This window comes from Flavobacterium sp. (assembly GCF_965277525.1).
Lineage (GTDB): Bacteria > Bacteroidota > Bacteroidia > Flavobacteriales > Flavobacteriaceae > Flavobacterium.
This window is the reverse complement of sequence record NZ_CBDIDC010000002.1, coordinates 364273-378500: the sequence shown is the minus strand read 5'-3', so window position 1 is coordinate 378500 and position 14228 is coordinate 364273. Positions and strand designations below refer to the sequence as shown.

Below are 14228 nucleotides of genomic sequence, written 5' to 3'. Positions count from 1 at the left end.
AATTACTTACATTAATAAGTGTCGATATTTATAAATATAGAGTAATGAAACTATTCTAAATCACTTTAGAGATATACATTTGCGATATACTTATAAATAAAACCCATGAAAAAGATTCAAAAAAATCAAGAAAAAAAACTTTCTTTAGAAAAATTTAAAATTGGAGAAATTAAAAACAAAAAAGTCATTTTTGGCGGAAATGTTACAGCGGAGGGAGATCCACCGGCTACTTCTCCAACTGTTAGAGGTTAATTTTTTAAAGGTTAACTTTAAGAAAATAAATAATGTTACATTAAAATGAAAAAGATAATAATATTGCAGCAGATCTTTGTATTTTGTTTGTCCATTTCTGCTTTATCACAGAATTTAACTTCAAAAGAGAAAACTAATGATATTAGAGATTCTAATACGCAAATTATTGATGATTTTCAATATTTAGAAAATTTACAGAATGATTCAGTACAAAACTGGTTCAAACAACATAATAATCGAGCTAGAAATTTATTAGATAATATTTCTGGCAGAAATGAATTTGTAGATAAATTTATTGAATTTGAAAAAAGAAAATCATTTAGTGTAACATTATTAAATGTTACAGAAAATAACTCTTTTTATTATTTAAAAAGAACTGAAACAGATAAGTCTGATAAACTTTATTTAAAAAAATCCGGAGAAGACGAAATTTTACTTTTTGATTCTGCCAATTATAAAAAAGCAACCGGACATATATTTACAATTTCCTATTTAAAACCCTCTTGGGACGAAAGTAAAATTGCACTTAGTTTTACTAAAAATGGAGAAGAAATTGCCGAAATAGGGTTTCTTGACATAAAGAGTAAAACTTTATTACCAACAATTATCTCTAATTGCTGGCCATCAGAAATAGGCGGAATTAACTGGCTACCAGACAATAGCGGAATTATCTATGTTAACATCCCTGTTGTCGACACAAAAAAACCTAATTATCTTTTGGATACGGAATCTGTTATTTATAAAATTGGTGATGATTCATCCAGGCATGTTGTTATTTTCTCAAAAATAAACAATCCTAATTTAAACATATCAAGAGCAGATTTTCCAACAATTAAAAAAATAAATTTAAAGGATAAGTATATTTTAGGTGCACTGGCCGGAGCCGCAATATATTTAGATTATTACTATGCTAACATTAACGATTTACAAAATCAGAAAATAAATTGGAAATCACTTTATACAAAGAGAGATGGTATATTGGACCCGATAATTGTAAATGACGAATTATACTGCATTTCTTCAAATGATGCTTCAAATTTTAAAATTATTAAAACTAAATTTTCAAATCTTAATTTTAAAAATCCTGAAGTAATTGTAAAAGAAAATATAAATGAAACCATAGATGAATTTATCATAAATAATACAGGCCTTTTTTATACAACTAAAAAAAATGGTGTTGAAGCTAAATTATATTTTGTAAAAAATAAAAAAGTAAAACATATTGATTTACCTGTAAAAGCAGGTGATATTTCCCTTTCTACAAATGATAAGTATAGTACGGATTTGTGGGTTACAACAAGTGGTTGGCTAGATCCTAAAAGAAGATTTAGCTATAAAAGTGGTACAAATCAGTTTATTGAGGATAACACGAGCCCCATTGTTCAATATCCTGAATTCAAAGACTTTACTGTCGAAGAAATTGAAATTCCTTCACATGATGGAATTTTAATTCCTGTTAGTATAATATACAACAAGAAACTATTACATGATAAAAAAAATTATATCATGATGGATGGTTACGGTTCTTATGGAATTTCAAAAACACCACGATTTCAGCCAATCATTTTAACATGGGTTATGAATGGTGGCGTATATATAATACCTCATGTAAGAGGTGGAGGAGAAAAAGGAGATGCCTGGCATGAGGGTGGTTTTAAGAAAAACAAACCAAATACATGGAAAGATTTTATTGCTACCGCCGAATACTTACTCAATAACAATATAACCACAAAAGATAGAATTGGAATATTAAGTGGAAGTGCTGGAGGTATTCTTGTTGGCAGGGCAATGACTGAACGTCCGGATTTATTTAAAGTAATGATTTGCTATGATGGTTATCTCAATCCTCTAAGAATTGATAAAGCTCCTAATGGCCCTAATAATATGAAAGAATTAGGAGATCCCGGCATTAAGGAAGAATTTAATTTATTAGCTGAAATAGATTCTTTTAATCACTTGCAAAAAGATATAAACTATCCAGCATGTCTCATTTCTGTTGGTATGAATGATGCAAGAGTAGCACCTTGGATGTCAGCAAAATTTGTAGCAAAACTTGAAGCTCTAACATCATCCAAAAATAAAATCCTTTTTGCAGTAAATTATGATGCAGGACACGGAATAAATAACTCAAATTTGCAGCTATATAACGATTATGCAGATGAATTTGCATTTGCTTTTTGGCAAATGGGACATCCAAAATTTAAACTTATACAAAAGTAATAACATTCTAAAATTAGTTGATTTTGGTGTTCTGTAATTTAGTGCTCATTCTATGTAAGTTATGGTTCTGTCGCATCTATCAGAATCAAATATAAGAATTTAAGTAATTTAAAAGTTAGCCCGCCAATTTATAAAAGGATTTAAACATAATTTTCCCGGGATTAACTGTTCTTTCTAAGCATATGAACAACCTCAATACCGCTTAAAGTTCACTTTGCAGATTCAAAATTTTTAAAACCTAAACCATTTAATCCTCCACTTTATAAAACGATGGTTCTGTTCTACAATATTGTTGAGATAATCACATTTATATAATATTCTTCAATAGCCCCATCTGATACTCTCACCGCATCACTTCTAACCTCCACCTCTAAACCGATATGTTGCAACCAGCCTGCATTTTGTATGCAGAAGGATTTCTCATACCAATGAAAAGACCATTCACCGAGAATCAATAGATTTTCAACGGCATGGTAGCCTTTGGTTTTTTCATTAAAACCACCAATCTTGCTAATGTGCTTAGTAATTTCTTTTTTCTCTTCCCTTCTTATCATCATCATTTATTTTAAAGTCCTCTTTTAATATCGTAAAAACTCTTTTGCGGTTCTTTAGATTCAGTAATTAAACCCATTACATTTTCATAGTATTTTACAATGGCATCATCTGTTAGAATTACCTTGTTCCACTGCATTGGGCATTCGAACTTTAAAAACCAAAGTTCCTTTCTAAGCTCCAGAGCATCATCACGATTAGTAGAAATAAAATCTAACTCATCATTGTTAAATAAGAGTTGAATTAATTTGTACTCACGGCTTGCCCGATGGAAGCCACACACTTTAAGTAAGTGCTGTTCAACTGCAATTTTTTCATTTGTGTTCATCTTCATCGTAATTTAGAGCTGCAAAACTAACACAGATAGTAACAACGTAGCGAAAATTTAATGTTCCAATTTGGAACAAAATGAAAGAACTCAATAAAAAAGCCAGTCTGGTTAGATAGACTTTTTTAAAATTAACACACTTTATTTTACTTTGCTAATTTTTCTAATGCTGCAATTCTAGCCCTAGCCCCGATAGCAGTGAAAATCCTTTTGTGCCGGGGTTCGGCACAAAAGATTGAAACGGATAGAGGGAAAAAGCTCCTAAAAAATAATATTAAACCTAAAAAAATATACCGCCCAGCCTGCCCCGTTACACCCCTTTAAAACAACAGCAATAATTCAATCAAAAAAATAAAATAACAACTTCCTATACAACAAAAAATTACGATCATGAAGACCGCAATTCCCAAAACCAAATCAAAGCCCCAAAACACGCAGCCAAAAACACCCAGCCCCTATAACCCGCAGAACCCTTATAAGGAACCCCAAAGCGGCCCCAAAGACATAAGGGAGAAAGACATAGAGAAGGACCTTTTAGAGAATGACCCTTTAAAGGGGGTTTGAAACCGATTCTAAAAACTAAAAAAAAATTCGGCACGATAATTTGATGACTGCCAGTATAGTTGGAACAAAAGCAGAGAAGACAACTTAAATTTCAAGCCAACAAAAACCCCTCACCCCTTGACAGGCCTCAACTTTTTACCTATTTTTGCCCCATGACCCCGGAAGAAATAAAACGCTATTTTGAAGCCACTCCCCCTCCACAGGCAGTGGAGTTAAAGCCATGGGCTAAAATCTCAGATTCCCAGCTTTTCCTTAAAAGCTGTTTCCTAACCATATACCATTATAAAGGAGACCTTGAAATGTGCCCTGCCTGGTGGCACCTGAAAGAGTTCTACGTGCTAGTAAGACGCATGGTGCAGGAAGCCAAAAGTGAAAAGTGAAAAGCCAGCGGAAGAGTCTTGAGATAAAGCACGTTTAGAGGCCTCTTTCATTGTTCTGTAATTTCCCAAATCATGCCGCCTTTTTTACCGTTTTCACCTGTTCCAACAAAAAGGATTTTTACTTCCTTTTTCTCAACTTCCTTCATAAGTAGATGTATGGTCAAAAGTTGCAACCTAATATTCGTAAGTGGCTTTATCCTTTAAGCCCAGCATCGTTTTACATACTTTTTGAGCTGAAGCTGATACATTTATTTCTTTTTTAAATCGTAATTTTTGCATGGCTTTCCTATTTTTATAAGCCTAAAGCTACGTATTATATGATCAAAAATACCAAAAAGCTCTGCTATGGATTTGTTTATACAAATATTCTTCGTCAAAAGATTCAATGAAATAGTCAGCCGTTTGAGGGGCAAATCCTGGAATATTTTCTACTAAAAAATCTTTAGAGCTTGCGATGTATTCTTTTGTTTGTTGATGTCCCAAAGGATAAAAAATCATTTCACCATCAAATCCGCACCAAGTGTCAAAATCTACTAATTTAGCTTCCAAAATCAAGTGAAGATCAATTATATTCTTATTCTTACTGGCAAAGTAACTAAGCATCAGAAGGTCTTCGCACATACAGTCAAACGCACCCAATTCCTCATCTCTTCTGTAAAGAATAGCAGCTTTCAAAAGATACCTTGACAATTCTGCATTAATGTAATTTTTTACATAACCAACAAATTCATCTCTTTCTGGTTGATCGTTATCAACTAGCAGCTTTTCAAAATTTGTTTGACTGATTTCTTTTGTATTCTCAAATTCTAAAATTATTTCTTCAACAAATGATGTTCGAAATACTTCAGGCATAGAAAATTTCTTTTTTAAATCACTGTTAACTTCAATTATAGATTCGTTAATCACATAATACCAACCTTTTCCGCTGTCAATTTTTTCTTTTTGTTCTTTTACAAAAGCAGTAATGTCTTGAATTGATTTTATAAATTTGCTATTAAACTTTCTTAAAGCTTCATTTTTAATTCCTATTTGAATAGCCCTGCGTTTTAACTTGTCTCCTTTACTATTATGGTCAGGATCCCACTGAATTCTTACGTTGCTAGTATTTAGTTTTTCTTTCCATGCAGATTCATCGCCGTAGGCTTCATTATAGCTTGTTAAAATACCTTCGGCGAGAAGCTCTTGAAAACCTTCAAAAGTCATTTCAATAGCTAAAATTCGACTTTGGTTGCTGTCTTTGTTCGCCCAATCACTCCTGTGCATCATCCACAAAAAGTTTGGTTTTATCCAAGTCATTCTGTCAAAGCTGTACTCTTGTCCTCCAAATTTTTGATTTTCTATCGCATAGTCCGCAATTTTATCATTGAATGCCTGATATACAAATATATTGTCTCCGTGTTTTTGTCCAAGTATAAAATTTCCTTCTTGAGGAAGTCCTTTTTCATAGCTGTGATGTTGGATTGTATTTATGTTCATTTTTATTTATAGGGTCTATTTTTATACTTAAAGCCTCAGACTTTTATCCAAATATAGATTAAAACATTGAACATTTTAAATGCGTTAAGTATTGATCAAAAAAAAGCTGTCAAATTTTTGACAGCTTTTTCTATTTATTTTACTCAAACAATAAAGAGAAGTAAATAATTCAAACACAAAACTATTTTTCCCTAATTCTATTTCTAAAATCTATTGTAGATGTTACAAGGTCTTTTTTTGGTCTGTCGCATCTGAGAGAATCAAATGCAAGTTTTTAAGTAATTTAAAAGTTATGCTGCCAATTTACATAATGATTTAAACATAGTTATCCCGGGTTTAACTATCTGATTCTTTCTCAGCATATGTACAGCTTCAATTCCGCTCAACGTTCGTCTAGCCGTTTTAAAACTTTTAAAGCCTAATCCATTTTGTATACGTCATTTGATAAAACGATGATCCAGCTCTATAATATTATTGAGATATTTACACTGGCGAATTTTGGATTGGATACCTTTTTTGCCATAACAAACTAAGGCAGTTTTTCTAAAACTTATTACAAATTAAGTTGACAGGGTCTCAAACTTACCTTGCCATTTTTTAATCTCTTCTAATATAGGCAGAAATGCTAAACCTTTTTCAGATAACTTATATTCTACTCGTGGCGGTAACTCCTTATAGGCGAACCTTTCTACTAAACCATCTTCTTCCAACTCTTTTAACTGTTCAGTTAATACTTTTCTTGAAATGTGCGGTACTATGGCGTCTAATTGACCAAAACGGATAGTACGGGTTCCAATTACATTAATTATTATCGGTTTCCATTTATTACCAATAGTGCCAATGGCTCTTGTAAATGGGCAATTTGAATTACAAAAATTTTCGTCTCTCATATTTTTAAATTAGTAGTTACCTAATAGTAACCAGAATACACTATAACAGTTACAAATATAAACTATTGATAGTATCTTTGTGAAACAAATTTAAAAATAATAAAATAATGAGTAAATTAATAAACAAAGTAGCAGTAATTACTGGTGGTAATAGTGGTATTGGATTTGGTATTGCACAAGAATTTAAAAATGAAGGTGCTAAAGGAGTGATTGTTGGAAGAAATCAGGAAACTTTAGATACTTCAGTAGCGAAACTTGGAGAGAATTTCATAGCTATAAATGCTGATGTAACAAACCTTGCCGATTTGGAAAGAGTCTTTAAGGAAGCATCTGAAAAATTTGGTAAAATAGACGTAATTGTAGCCAATGCAGGCGGTGGAGCTGTAGGAACTGTAGCAGATCTTGGAGAATCGGAATATGACAAGACAATGGATTTAAACCTGAAAAGTGTGTACTTTACAGTTCATAAGGCACTGCCCTATATGAATGATGGTGGTTCTATTATTCTTATAGGTTCGAATGCAGCACACCGAGCGTATCCAAATTTCACACTTTATGGTGCTGCAAAAGCTGCGGTAATCTTTTTTGCAAAAGCATTCTCAAACGACCTTTTAAGCAGAAAAATCAGGACAAATGTAATAACACCAGGTACGACAGATACTCCGGCATTTGAAAAGTTTGTTCCCTTAGAACAAATTGAAGCCATAAAAACACACTTTGCAAGTGAAATGCCGATAGGCAGAATTGGGCAACCATCTGATATTGGTAAAACAGCGGTTTTCTTGGCTTCTGATGATTCTTCGTTTATGCTTGGTGCTGAATTACTTGTTGATGGCGGAATGACTTATTTAGCTAAGTAAATAGTTGAGTAATTCACAAAATTATAATCTATAGTAATACAAACAGAGGCTTTTAATTTGTGAGGAGAAGAGGATATACGTAAATAAATCAGGACGTTTTACCAATCTTTTTTAATCAAAAATCACCATAGCTTTTGAAGTAAATGTTCATCAAATTGTAAAAGACAGACGAAAATAAGTCTAAAGTGAAACAGAAAGGTTCTAATAATTAGGACCTTTCTGTTTTTAAATTAAAATAAAAAATAACATTTTAGGCTGCCTTTAAAACTTCAAAATATACAATCTATTGCCATCTCTTTGAGTCCCGGTGGTCGGTGATAGTGTTTTTGCCTTTATTTTATTGGCCGCATCACTCCATACGCCGAAATCATCATCATTAATAATCCCAATAGTATTGGCATTAATCAGCCAGATCCCTTCGAGTTTATCATGAGGATAATTCCCCAAAGCTTTAAATACATCAACAGCCAGTACCTTTGAAACTGGCTTTATATTGGCTGTGGTTAATTCTTCCCATGTATTTGCCTCTAACGCTTTACCATTGACAAGATAGCCATTTTCAGCATTAAAGTCATTTCCCGAAACGTCAGTAGCGCCAGTAATATTAATTTTATAGATATGCTTCATTACAGGACCGTCTCCGCTAAAGTTCCCGTCCCTTTCTATAACTAAAAACTCAGTAGCGCTCAAAGCCGAAATCTCTGAATTTGAATTATTGTCTATTTCCTGTTTGTATAAATATTGTTTAGTTTTGCCCGATGCGATATCGAAAGTAACAATCCTTGTTAATGTTTTATTTATTGCCCCGGCATTTGATGGGTTATACAAACGTGACTGCATAATACCAACGAGTGTTTTTTCGTCTGGCGTTATAGCAAGGCCTTCCATACCACGGTTTGCCCATCTCTTAGCAAATACTGCCGGAAGTTTACGAGAACCGGTATTGATCCCAACAGGACTAATTCTCTCTAGTTCCAATCCTGAATTATTATAATGCACAATATGCGGACCGTATTCGTCTGAAACCCAAAACGAACCGTCTTTCATTGCAACTAACCCCTCCGGATCAAGTCCATACTGATCATATGCCAGTACTGTATTTGAGAGATCATAAGGGATCTCGCCTGTCGAACCATACCCTACTGGATTTGGTCTGCCGCTAATTGGAGTTCCTGAAGGTGCTTTGAAAAGTATTTCGCCAAGCTTCTCTATTGTTCCATCATTCTTTAACTTAAAATGTCCAATACGAGGTGTATAATTTGGTATAGGGAAATACTTGCCTCCTGTGGCATCAGCATTGGGGCCTCGATCTGTCATGGCATAAAATTCACCCGCATTGGCTGGATGTGCAAATGCTGCAGAACCAAAACCTCCATTACGGATTTCTACGCCATTCTGTGTGCCCAATACCGAATAAGGCAAAGCCACACCTGCATTGGTAAGAGTGGGAAGTGCAAATTTTTCTGCATTATCCCCTTCTTTATTATCACAGGATAAAATAAGTGCAGTTGAGAGCATGCAGAGCGTAAAATTAAAAAATTTCATAAAAATTAGATTTTCGTTAGAACAGCAAAATAACCGATGAAAAATAACAATATAGTTAAGCAGGGGTTAATAAAACATAATTTTATATGACTTATGAATTACTTTAAGTTTTTATATTATTAGAAAAATAAAACATGTTTTCTAACGATAAATTCTAGCGATCTGTCTGTCATTAGATTTGATAAATTAAGCCCTCCAGCAGTAATGATTAATCACTTTACTACATTCTGGAGGGCATGTCCATAAACATAATCTTCCAATTTTATGTTTACTATCCGCACAACACGACAAATATCGCCGGTGGACAAAACTTGGGGTGCTAACAGCAGCCCTAGCCCCGATAGCAGTCTACCCTCTGGGCACAAATATTTATATTTGATAAAAAATAAATTTTGAATCAAAGACAATTAAGCGACATAAAGTAACACCAAATACCTTTTACTTTGATATAGGTTTCATCCAATCTCCAGCTCGCCCCCACTCTGCCTTTTCTCTTCTTCATCTCTGCCTCAAGCAAAGGTGCAAACTTATAAACCCGACGCTGAATCGTGGCATGATCCACAATGACTTCTCTAATCTTCATTAGTTCTTCAACATCACGGTAACTAAGCATAAATCTTAGCTTGAAATATACTGCCTGAAGAATTATGTGTTTTGGATAACAATGACCTTTAGTATTCATCTTTTGATCGGTTTAAAATTCTAAAGATAAAAGTTATTACCAGATGCGACAAAACCAGTAAACCTAAGATTAAAATATACTGTCTGAAGAATTATGTATTTTGTATAACAATGACTATTATTCATCTTTTGATCGGTTTAAAATTCTAAAGATAAAAGTTTTTCCCAGATGCGACAGAACCTTCGAATATCACCAACGCATCTGAAACACCTAGTCTGGTTTGACTCCATTTTTTTCGATTTAAGGCATTATAAAATAAAAAAACAGCCCAAAGGCTGTTTTAATTTTTAAGCGATATTAATATAAATATCTGATTTTCTGTAAATGTCAGATGCAATAATTAACTACCAACACATCTGATACATTACCAAAATAAATAAAATATTCAAAAGAGGATAAATGTAAAGTTAAGTTAACAATGCCATTTGCAGGTTTCTTCTTTGTTCATCCTTATTTTATTTTATCAACTACATTTTCAATCATCCAGTCCTTAATTGTTGTCGTAGTATCTTCTGTTCTTGGCTCAGCATCATACAGGCCATTACCAATTGCCGTCAGCATTTCAGTTAAAGAGACTGCAAATGCTTCCGATGCATGGTGTTGTCCTAATAGTGTTTTAATATAGTCTTCATTTGAAACCTGCTGAAAAAGGATCGGTTTGCCTGTCAATTCACTCAGTTGAATTGCAATGTCGCTATAGCTGATATCTTCCGGACCCTGAATCGCATATCCTTCTACACCTGCCCAGGTTTTATCAATTAGAAGTTCTACAGCTTTCGACGCAATGTCTTTTACCGCAACTTGTGGCATTTTGTAATTTCCGTCGATGGGCAAAAAGAACATTCCCGTTTTTTTTAATGATGCAATTTGATACAAAATGCTTTCGTAAAATACAGGACAGCGCAATGCCCTGACTGATGCACCTGACTGATTGATGATATCTTCACCTTTATGGAGTGCTGTTATAAGACCTGCCTGGAAATTGCTTTCCTTCCCACCGCTTGACAAATAAACAACTCTTTCTGTGCCTGCATTTTTAATTGCGTTTGAAGCTACGTTAGCAAAGCTTTCGTAGTATGCATTTACATCTTCTTGTGTGTTGCTCTGAGGTACACAAAAATAGAGCGTATCGCATCCTTGCAATGCTTCTGTAAATTCAGATTCATTCAGTAGAGAGCCGGTCGAAACTTCTACTTTTTCTAAAATGTCAGCTGATATTTTTTCGGGATCTCTGACAAAAATTCTGACCTGTTGTCCTCGCTCTACTAATTGTCGCAGAATCATTGAGCCTGTGTTGCCTGTCGGCGTAGTTACTAAAATCATATTTGAACTTTTTTATTGTTTATTGAAGTACAAAGATGACCGGAGTATTTTTTATAAAAATTGTCCTATGTTCACATTTTTACAGCTTTGATTTTAATCTGCTTAATGTTTGAGGGGTAAGTCCTAAATAAGAGGCAACCATTTTATTTGACAGTCTTGTCAACCACCTTGATTGATTTGTCATAACCCAACGGACTTTTTCTATAGCTTCTAAACTTTGAAAACAGTATATACGTTCCTGTGATTTCAGATAAGCCAATTCTAAAATTTGTCTGTAAATGAAAGCGAACTGCGGAACTGTGTCAACCAAATGAAAGTAATCTTCACGGTTGATGACCAGCAACTCCGAAGGTTCAATAGTCTGCATAAATTCATAGGATGGTTTTTGATTGATAAGACTTGGCAATGCGGTTCCAAAAGAATCCTCAAAATGAAAATATCTCGTGCCTTCTTCTCCGTCCTTGTTAATATTGAAAAGTCGTATGCAGCCTTTATTAACAAAATAGAAATGTTTGCAAATTTCCTTTTCTTTCAACAGAAATTCGTTCCTTTTGGTCTTGTTAATTGTGAAATATGAACAGATAAACGAAAGTGTCTTATCGTCAATTTCAATCTTTGTTTTAAGATATTTTTCTAATTGTGTGTACATTTATATGTTTAAGTTCTTCATTAAAATGGGCGAGTAACTTTCATGTGAACATATTGAGATAAGTAATTAACTTTCTTAATTTTGTTTCAGCTAGTAAATTTAAAATTTAATTTGAAAGCATCTTTAGTATGCCTTTTAAATATTTCATAATTATCTTATTGAAAAATCAAAACAACTGCTTTCTACCACAAACATGACTGTAAATGAAGTTGCTTTTTAGTTGGGATTTGAATATTCTCAGTCATTTAGCAAGCTTTTTAAAAAGAAAACGGGATTAACACCGATTCAATTCAGACAATCATTTAATTAAAATTTATGATTTTTAAATTTGGATATAAAGCAATTATTAATATTTTTGTATCAATCATTACAATATAAAATAAAATGCGAGGAAGACCAACAATCTATGATGATTCCAATATCATTAAAAAGGCTCAGGAAATCTTTTGGCAGAAAGGTTACAGCGCAACTTCTTTAAGCGATTTACAGAAAGCAACTGGTGCAGGTGCTGGCAGTTTTTATAATACTTTTAAAGGAGGCAAAAAAGAGGTTTTCCAAAAAGCTGTTCAAGAGCGCAGACTGGCATTTGATTCTTTTAAAAGTCAACTAGAAATAAGCGAATCTCCATTAGAACTGATCAAAGATTTTTTTATAAGCATAGCCGATGCCTCTAAAGACGAACATTTTAAAGGATGTATTATAGCCAATACCGTAGTTGAGATGACCTATATTGATGAAGATCTTGAAGAGAGCGCTGTACAAATTTTGAAAGATGTAGAACAAATGTTTACTGGAGCAATAAAACAAGAACAAATAAAAGGAAACCTTCAGACACAAACACCTCCAGAAATACTGGGGAAATATTTAATAACATTTTGGTGCGGACTCAACACTTTACGAAGAATGTATCCCGACAAAAATGTCTTAAAGAACCAGATTGAAATGCAATTAGCTGTTATCAGCTAATTTTTTTAATTATTTATGTATCAATCATTACAAAATAAATATTATATAAAATGAATTTAAAATTAGAACGAAAAAGAGCTTTCATCAGCGGATCAACACAGGGAATTGGTTTTGCAATTGCCCAGCAATTGTTATCAGAAAAAGTAGAAGTGATTATCAATGGAAGAAATAAAGAAAAGATAAACGAAGCAGTTTTCAAATTAAAAACTGAATTTCCAACAGCTGCTATTTCTGGTATCAAAGCTGATTTCGAAAAAAAAGATGATATAGATATATTATTAGATAAGCTTACCGATATCGACATATTGGTTAACAATGTTGGTGTTTTCGATTTAAAAAATTTCGAAGATATTGCAGATGAAGATTGGTATAGAATTTTCGAAGTTAATGTAATGAGCGCTGTACGTCTTTCGAAAAGACTTTTACCGCAAATGCTTGAGAAAAAATCGGGACGAATTATTTTTATAAGCAGTGAGTCTGGAGTAAATATTCCAGGAAATATGATTCATTACGGAATGACTAAAGCCGCAATGATGGCGGTAAGCAATGGTTTATCAAAACTTACAATTGGAACTGAGGTTACTGTAAACACAATTCTTGGCGGTCCCACCTATTCTGATGGTGTAGCATCGACAATAGAGCAAATTGCGTCAATGCAAAATATAGAAGCTCAACAAATGAAGAACATTATTATACAGCAGACAAATCCGCATTCTCTATTACAGCGTTTTATAAATCCGTCTGAAATCGCTTCATTGGCTACATATCTAGCGAGTCCACTATCAATCGCAACGAATGGAACTTCAGTAAGGGCTGATGGAGGTGTTTTAAAAACTTTTTAAAACAACTTTTTAATAAAATCTTCGTAGAAATTCAGTATTTCAACATTAACCCCCTACGATACATACAAACCACTTTCAAATAAATAACGTCAATAATTATCTTACAAATCAATAGAAAAATAAGCCGATTTCTTTAAATCATTCATAAAATGATTTGTTAATTGTAAAGTAGACGTCACAAACAAGCCACATGGCGCCAATTGAAGAAAATTGGCGCCATTTTTTTATAATCTCACTTATTTTATTAGTCTAAAGAGCCCTGCTCCTCAGCAGCCCTAGCCCCGATAGCAGTGGAAATCCTTTTGTGCCGGGGTTCGGCACAAAAGATTGCAACGAATAGCGGGAAAAAGCTCCAAAAAATAATATAAACCCTAAAAATAATATTACATATAAGTCTGATAACAAAGCACAAAGCCCCCCGAACAAGCACGCCCATACCGCCCAACCCGCCAACATACCCTCCTTTCAAAAAACAACAGCAATAATCTAATTCAAAAAATAAAACAACAACTTCCCATACAACCAAAAATTACGATCGTGAAGACCGTAATTCCCAAAACCCGATCAAAGACCCAAAACACGCAGCCAAAAACACCCAGCCCCTATGACCCGAAGAACCCTTAAAGGGAACCCCAAAGCGACCCCAAAGACATAAACGGGAAGGACATTGAAAAAGACCTTCTAGAGAATGACCCTTCA

The 14228-nt window shown here is 33.6% G+C and carries 15 protein-coding genes and 2 pseudogenes; 8 read left to right on the top strand and 9 right to left on the bottom strand.

The window, feature by feature from the left end:
- The first annotated feature begins 105 nt into the window (after nucleotides 1–105).
- Nucleotides 106–252 carry a hypothetical protein gene (locus tag ACQY44_RS03785; RefSeq protein ID WP_428229082.1) on the top strand — a complete coding sequence of 49 codons (147 nt, stop codon included), beginning with the start codon at nucleotides 106–108 and terminating at the stop codon, nucleotides 250–252.
- A 45-nt stretch (nucleotides 253–297) separates the two neighbouring features.
- Nucleotides 298–2472, top strand: a complete 2175-nt coding sequence (locus ACQY44_RS03780) for a prolyl oligopeptidase family serine peptidase (protein ID WP_428229081.1) — start codon at nucleotides 298–300, stop codon at nucleotides 2470–2472.
- A gap of 281 nt (nucleotides 2473–2753) precedes the next feature.
- Here the strand turns inward: ACQY44_RS03780 and ACQY44_RS03775 are convergent, their stop codons facing one another.
- Complete coding sequence (locus tag ACQY44_RS03775; protein ID WP_428229080.1) at nucleotides 2754–3032, bottom strand: hypothetical protein; 279 nt, start codon at nucleotides 3030–3032, stop codon at nucleotides 2754–2756.
- 5 nt (nucleotides 3033–3037) lie between these two features.
- Nucleotides 3038–3352, bottom strand: a complete 315-nt coding sequence (locus ACQY44_RS03770; RefSeq protein ID WP_428229079.1) for a hypothetical protein — start codon at nucleotides 3350–3352, stop codon at nucleotides 3038–3040.
- A 390-nt stretch (nucleotides 3353–3742) separates the two neighbouring features.
- Here ACQY44_RS03770 and ACQY44_RS03765 point away from each other — a divergent pair, with 390 nt between their 5' ends.
- A complete protein-coding gene (locus ACQY44_RS03765; RefSeq protein WP_428229078.1) occupies nucleotides 3743–3916 on the top strand; it encodes a hypothetical protein in 174 nt (57 codons plus the stop codon).
- Nucleotides 3917–4068: 152 nt separating this feature from the next.
- A complete protein-coding gene (locus tag ACQY44_RS03760; protein WP_428229077.1) occupies nucleotides 4069–4296 on the top strand; it encodes a DUF6965 family protein in 228 nt (75 codons plus the stop codon).
- Between the two features lie 321 nt (nucleotides 4297–4617).
- On the opposite strand, the gene ACQY44_RS03755 is transcribed toward ACQY44_RS03760, so the two are convergent.
- From ACQY44_RS03755 to ACQY44_RS03745, 3 genes and pseudogenes are all read right to left on the bottom strand, one after another.
- Nucleotides 4618–5772 (bottom strand): DUF4291 domain-containing protein, encoded by a 1155-nt coding sequence (locus ACQY44_RS03755; RefSeq protein WP_428229076.1) that lies wholly within the window; start codon nucleotides 5770–5772, stop codon nucleotides 4618–4620.
- A 341-nt stretch (nucleotides 5773–6113) separates the two neighbouring features.
- Nucleotides 6114–6272, bottom strand: a pseudogene (locus ACQY44_RS03750) (DDE-type integrase/transposase/recombinase); the annotation flags it as partial.
- Between the two features lie 60 nt (nucleotides 6273–6332).
- Nucleotides 6333–6662, bottom strand: a complete 330-nt coding sequence (locus tag ACQY44_RS03745) for a winged helix-turn-helix transcriptional regulator (RefSeq protein ID WP_428229075.1) — start codon at nucleotides 6660–6662, stop codon at nucleotides 6333–6335.
- 107 nt (nucleotides 6663–6769) lie between these two features.
- Here ACQY44_RS03745 and ACQY44_RS03740 point away from each other — a divergent pair, with 107 nt between their 5' ends.
- Nucleotides 6770–7522 carry an SDR family NAD(P)-dependent oxidoreductase gene (locus tag ACQY44_RS03740; protein WP_428229074.1) on the top strand — a complete coding sequence of 251 codons (753 nt, stop codon included), beginning with the start codon at nucleotides 6770–6772 and terminating at the stop codon, nucleotides 7520–7522.
- A gap of 261 nt (nucleotides 7523–7783) precedes the next feature.
- Here the strand turns inward: ACQY44_RS03740 and ACQY44_RS03735 are convergent, their stop codons facing one another.
- The 4 genes from ACQY44_RS03735 to ACQY44_RS03720 all read right to left on the bottom strand — a co-directional run bounded on the left by ACQY44_RS03735 (nucleotide 7784) and on the right by ACQY44_RS03720 (nucleotide 11721).
- Nucleotides 7784–9067 (bottom strand): esterase-like activity of phytase family protein, encoded by a 1284-nt coding sequence (locus ACQY44_RS03735; RefSeq protein ID WP_428229073.1) that lies wholly within the window; start codon nucleotides 9065–9067, stop codon nucleotides 7784–7786.
- Nucleotides 9068–9464: 397 nt separating this feature from the next.
- Nucleotides 9465–9749 carry a hypothetical protein gene (locus tag ACQY44_RS03730; protein WP_428229072.1) on the bottom strand — a complete coding sequence of 95 codons (285 nt, stop codon included), beginning with the start codon at nucleotides 9747–9749 and terminating at the stop codon, nucleotides 9465–9467.
- 450 nt (nucleotides 9750–10199) lie between these two features.
- Nucleotides 10200–11072, bottom strand: a complete 873-nt coding sequence (locus ACQY44_RS03725; RefSeq protein ID WP_428229071.1) for an NAD(P)H-binding protein — start codon at nucleotides 11070–11072, stop codon at nucleotides 10200–10202.
- A 79-nt stretch (nucleotides 11073–11151) separates the two neighbouring features.
- Nucleotides 11152–11721, bottom strand: a complete 570-nt coding sequence (locus ACQY44_RS03720) for a Crp/Fnr family transcriptional regulator (protein ID WP_428229070.1) — start codon at nucleotides 11719–11721, stop codon at nucleotides 11152–11154.
- 145 nt (nucleotides 11722–11866) lie between these two features.
- On the opposite strand from ACQY44_RS03720, the pseudogene ACQY44_RS03715 reads away from it, so the two are divergent.
- The 3 genes and pseudogenes from ACQY44_RS03715 to ACQY44_RS03705 form a co-directional block, all read left to right on the top strand.
- Nucleotides 11867–12031, top strand: a pseudogene (locus tag ACQY44_RS03715) (helix-turn-helix domain-containing protein); the annotation flags it as partial.
- Nucleotides 12032–12105: 74 nt separating this feature from the next.
- Nucleotides 12106–12687 (top strand): TetR/AcrR family transcriptional regulator, encoded by a 582-nt coding sequence (locus ACQY44_RS03710; RefSeq protein WP_428229069.1) that lies wholly within the window; start codon nucleotides 12106–12108, stop codon nucleotides 12685–12687.
- A 50-nt stretch (nucleotides 12688–12737) separates the two neighbouring features.
- On the top strand, nucleotides 12738–13529 hold the full coding sequence (locus ACQY44_RS03705; RefSeq protein ID WP_428229068.1) for an SDR family NAD(P)-dependent oxidoreductase: 792 nt from the start codon (nucleotides 12738–12740) through the stop codon (nucleotides 13527–13529).
- The last annotated feature ends 699 nt before the right edge of the window (nucleotides 13530–14228 follow it).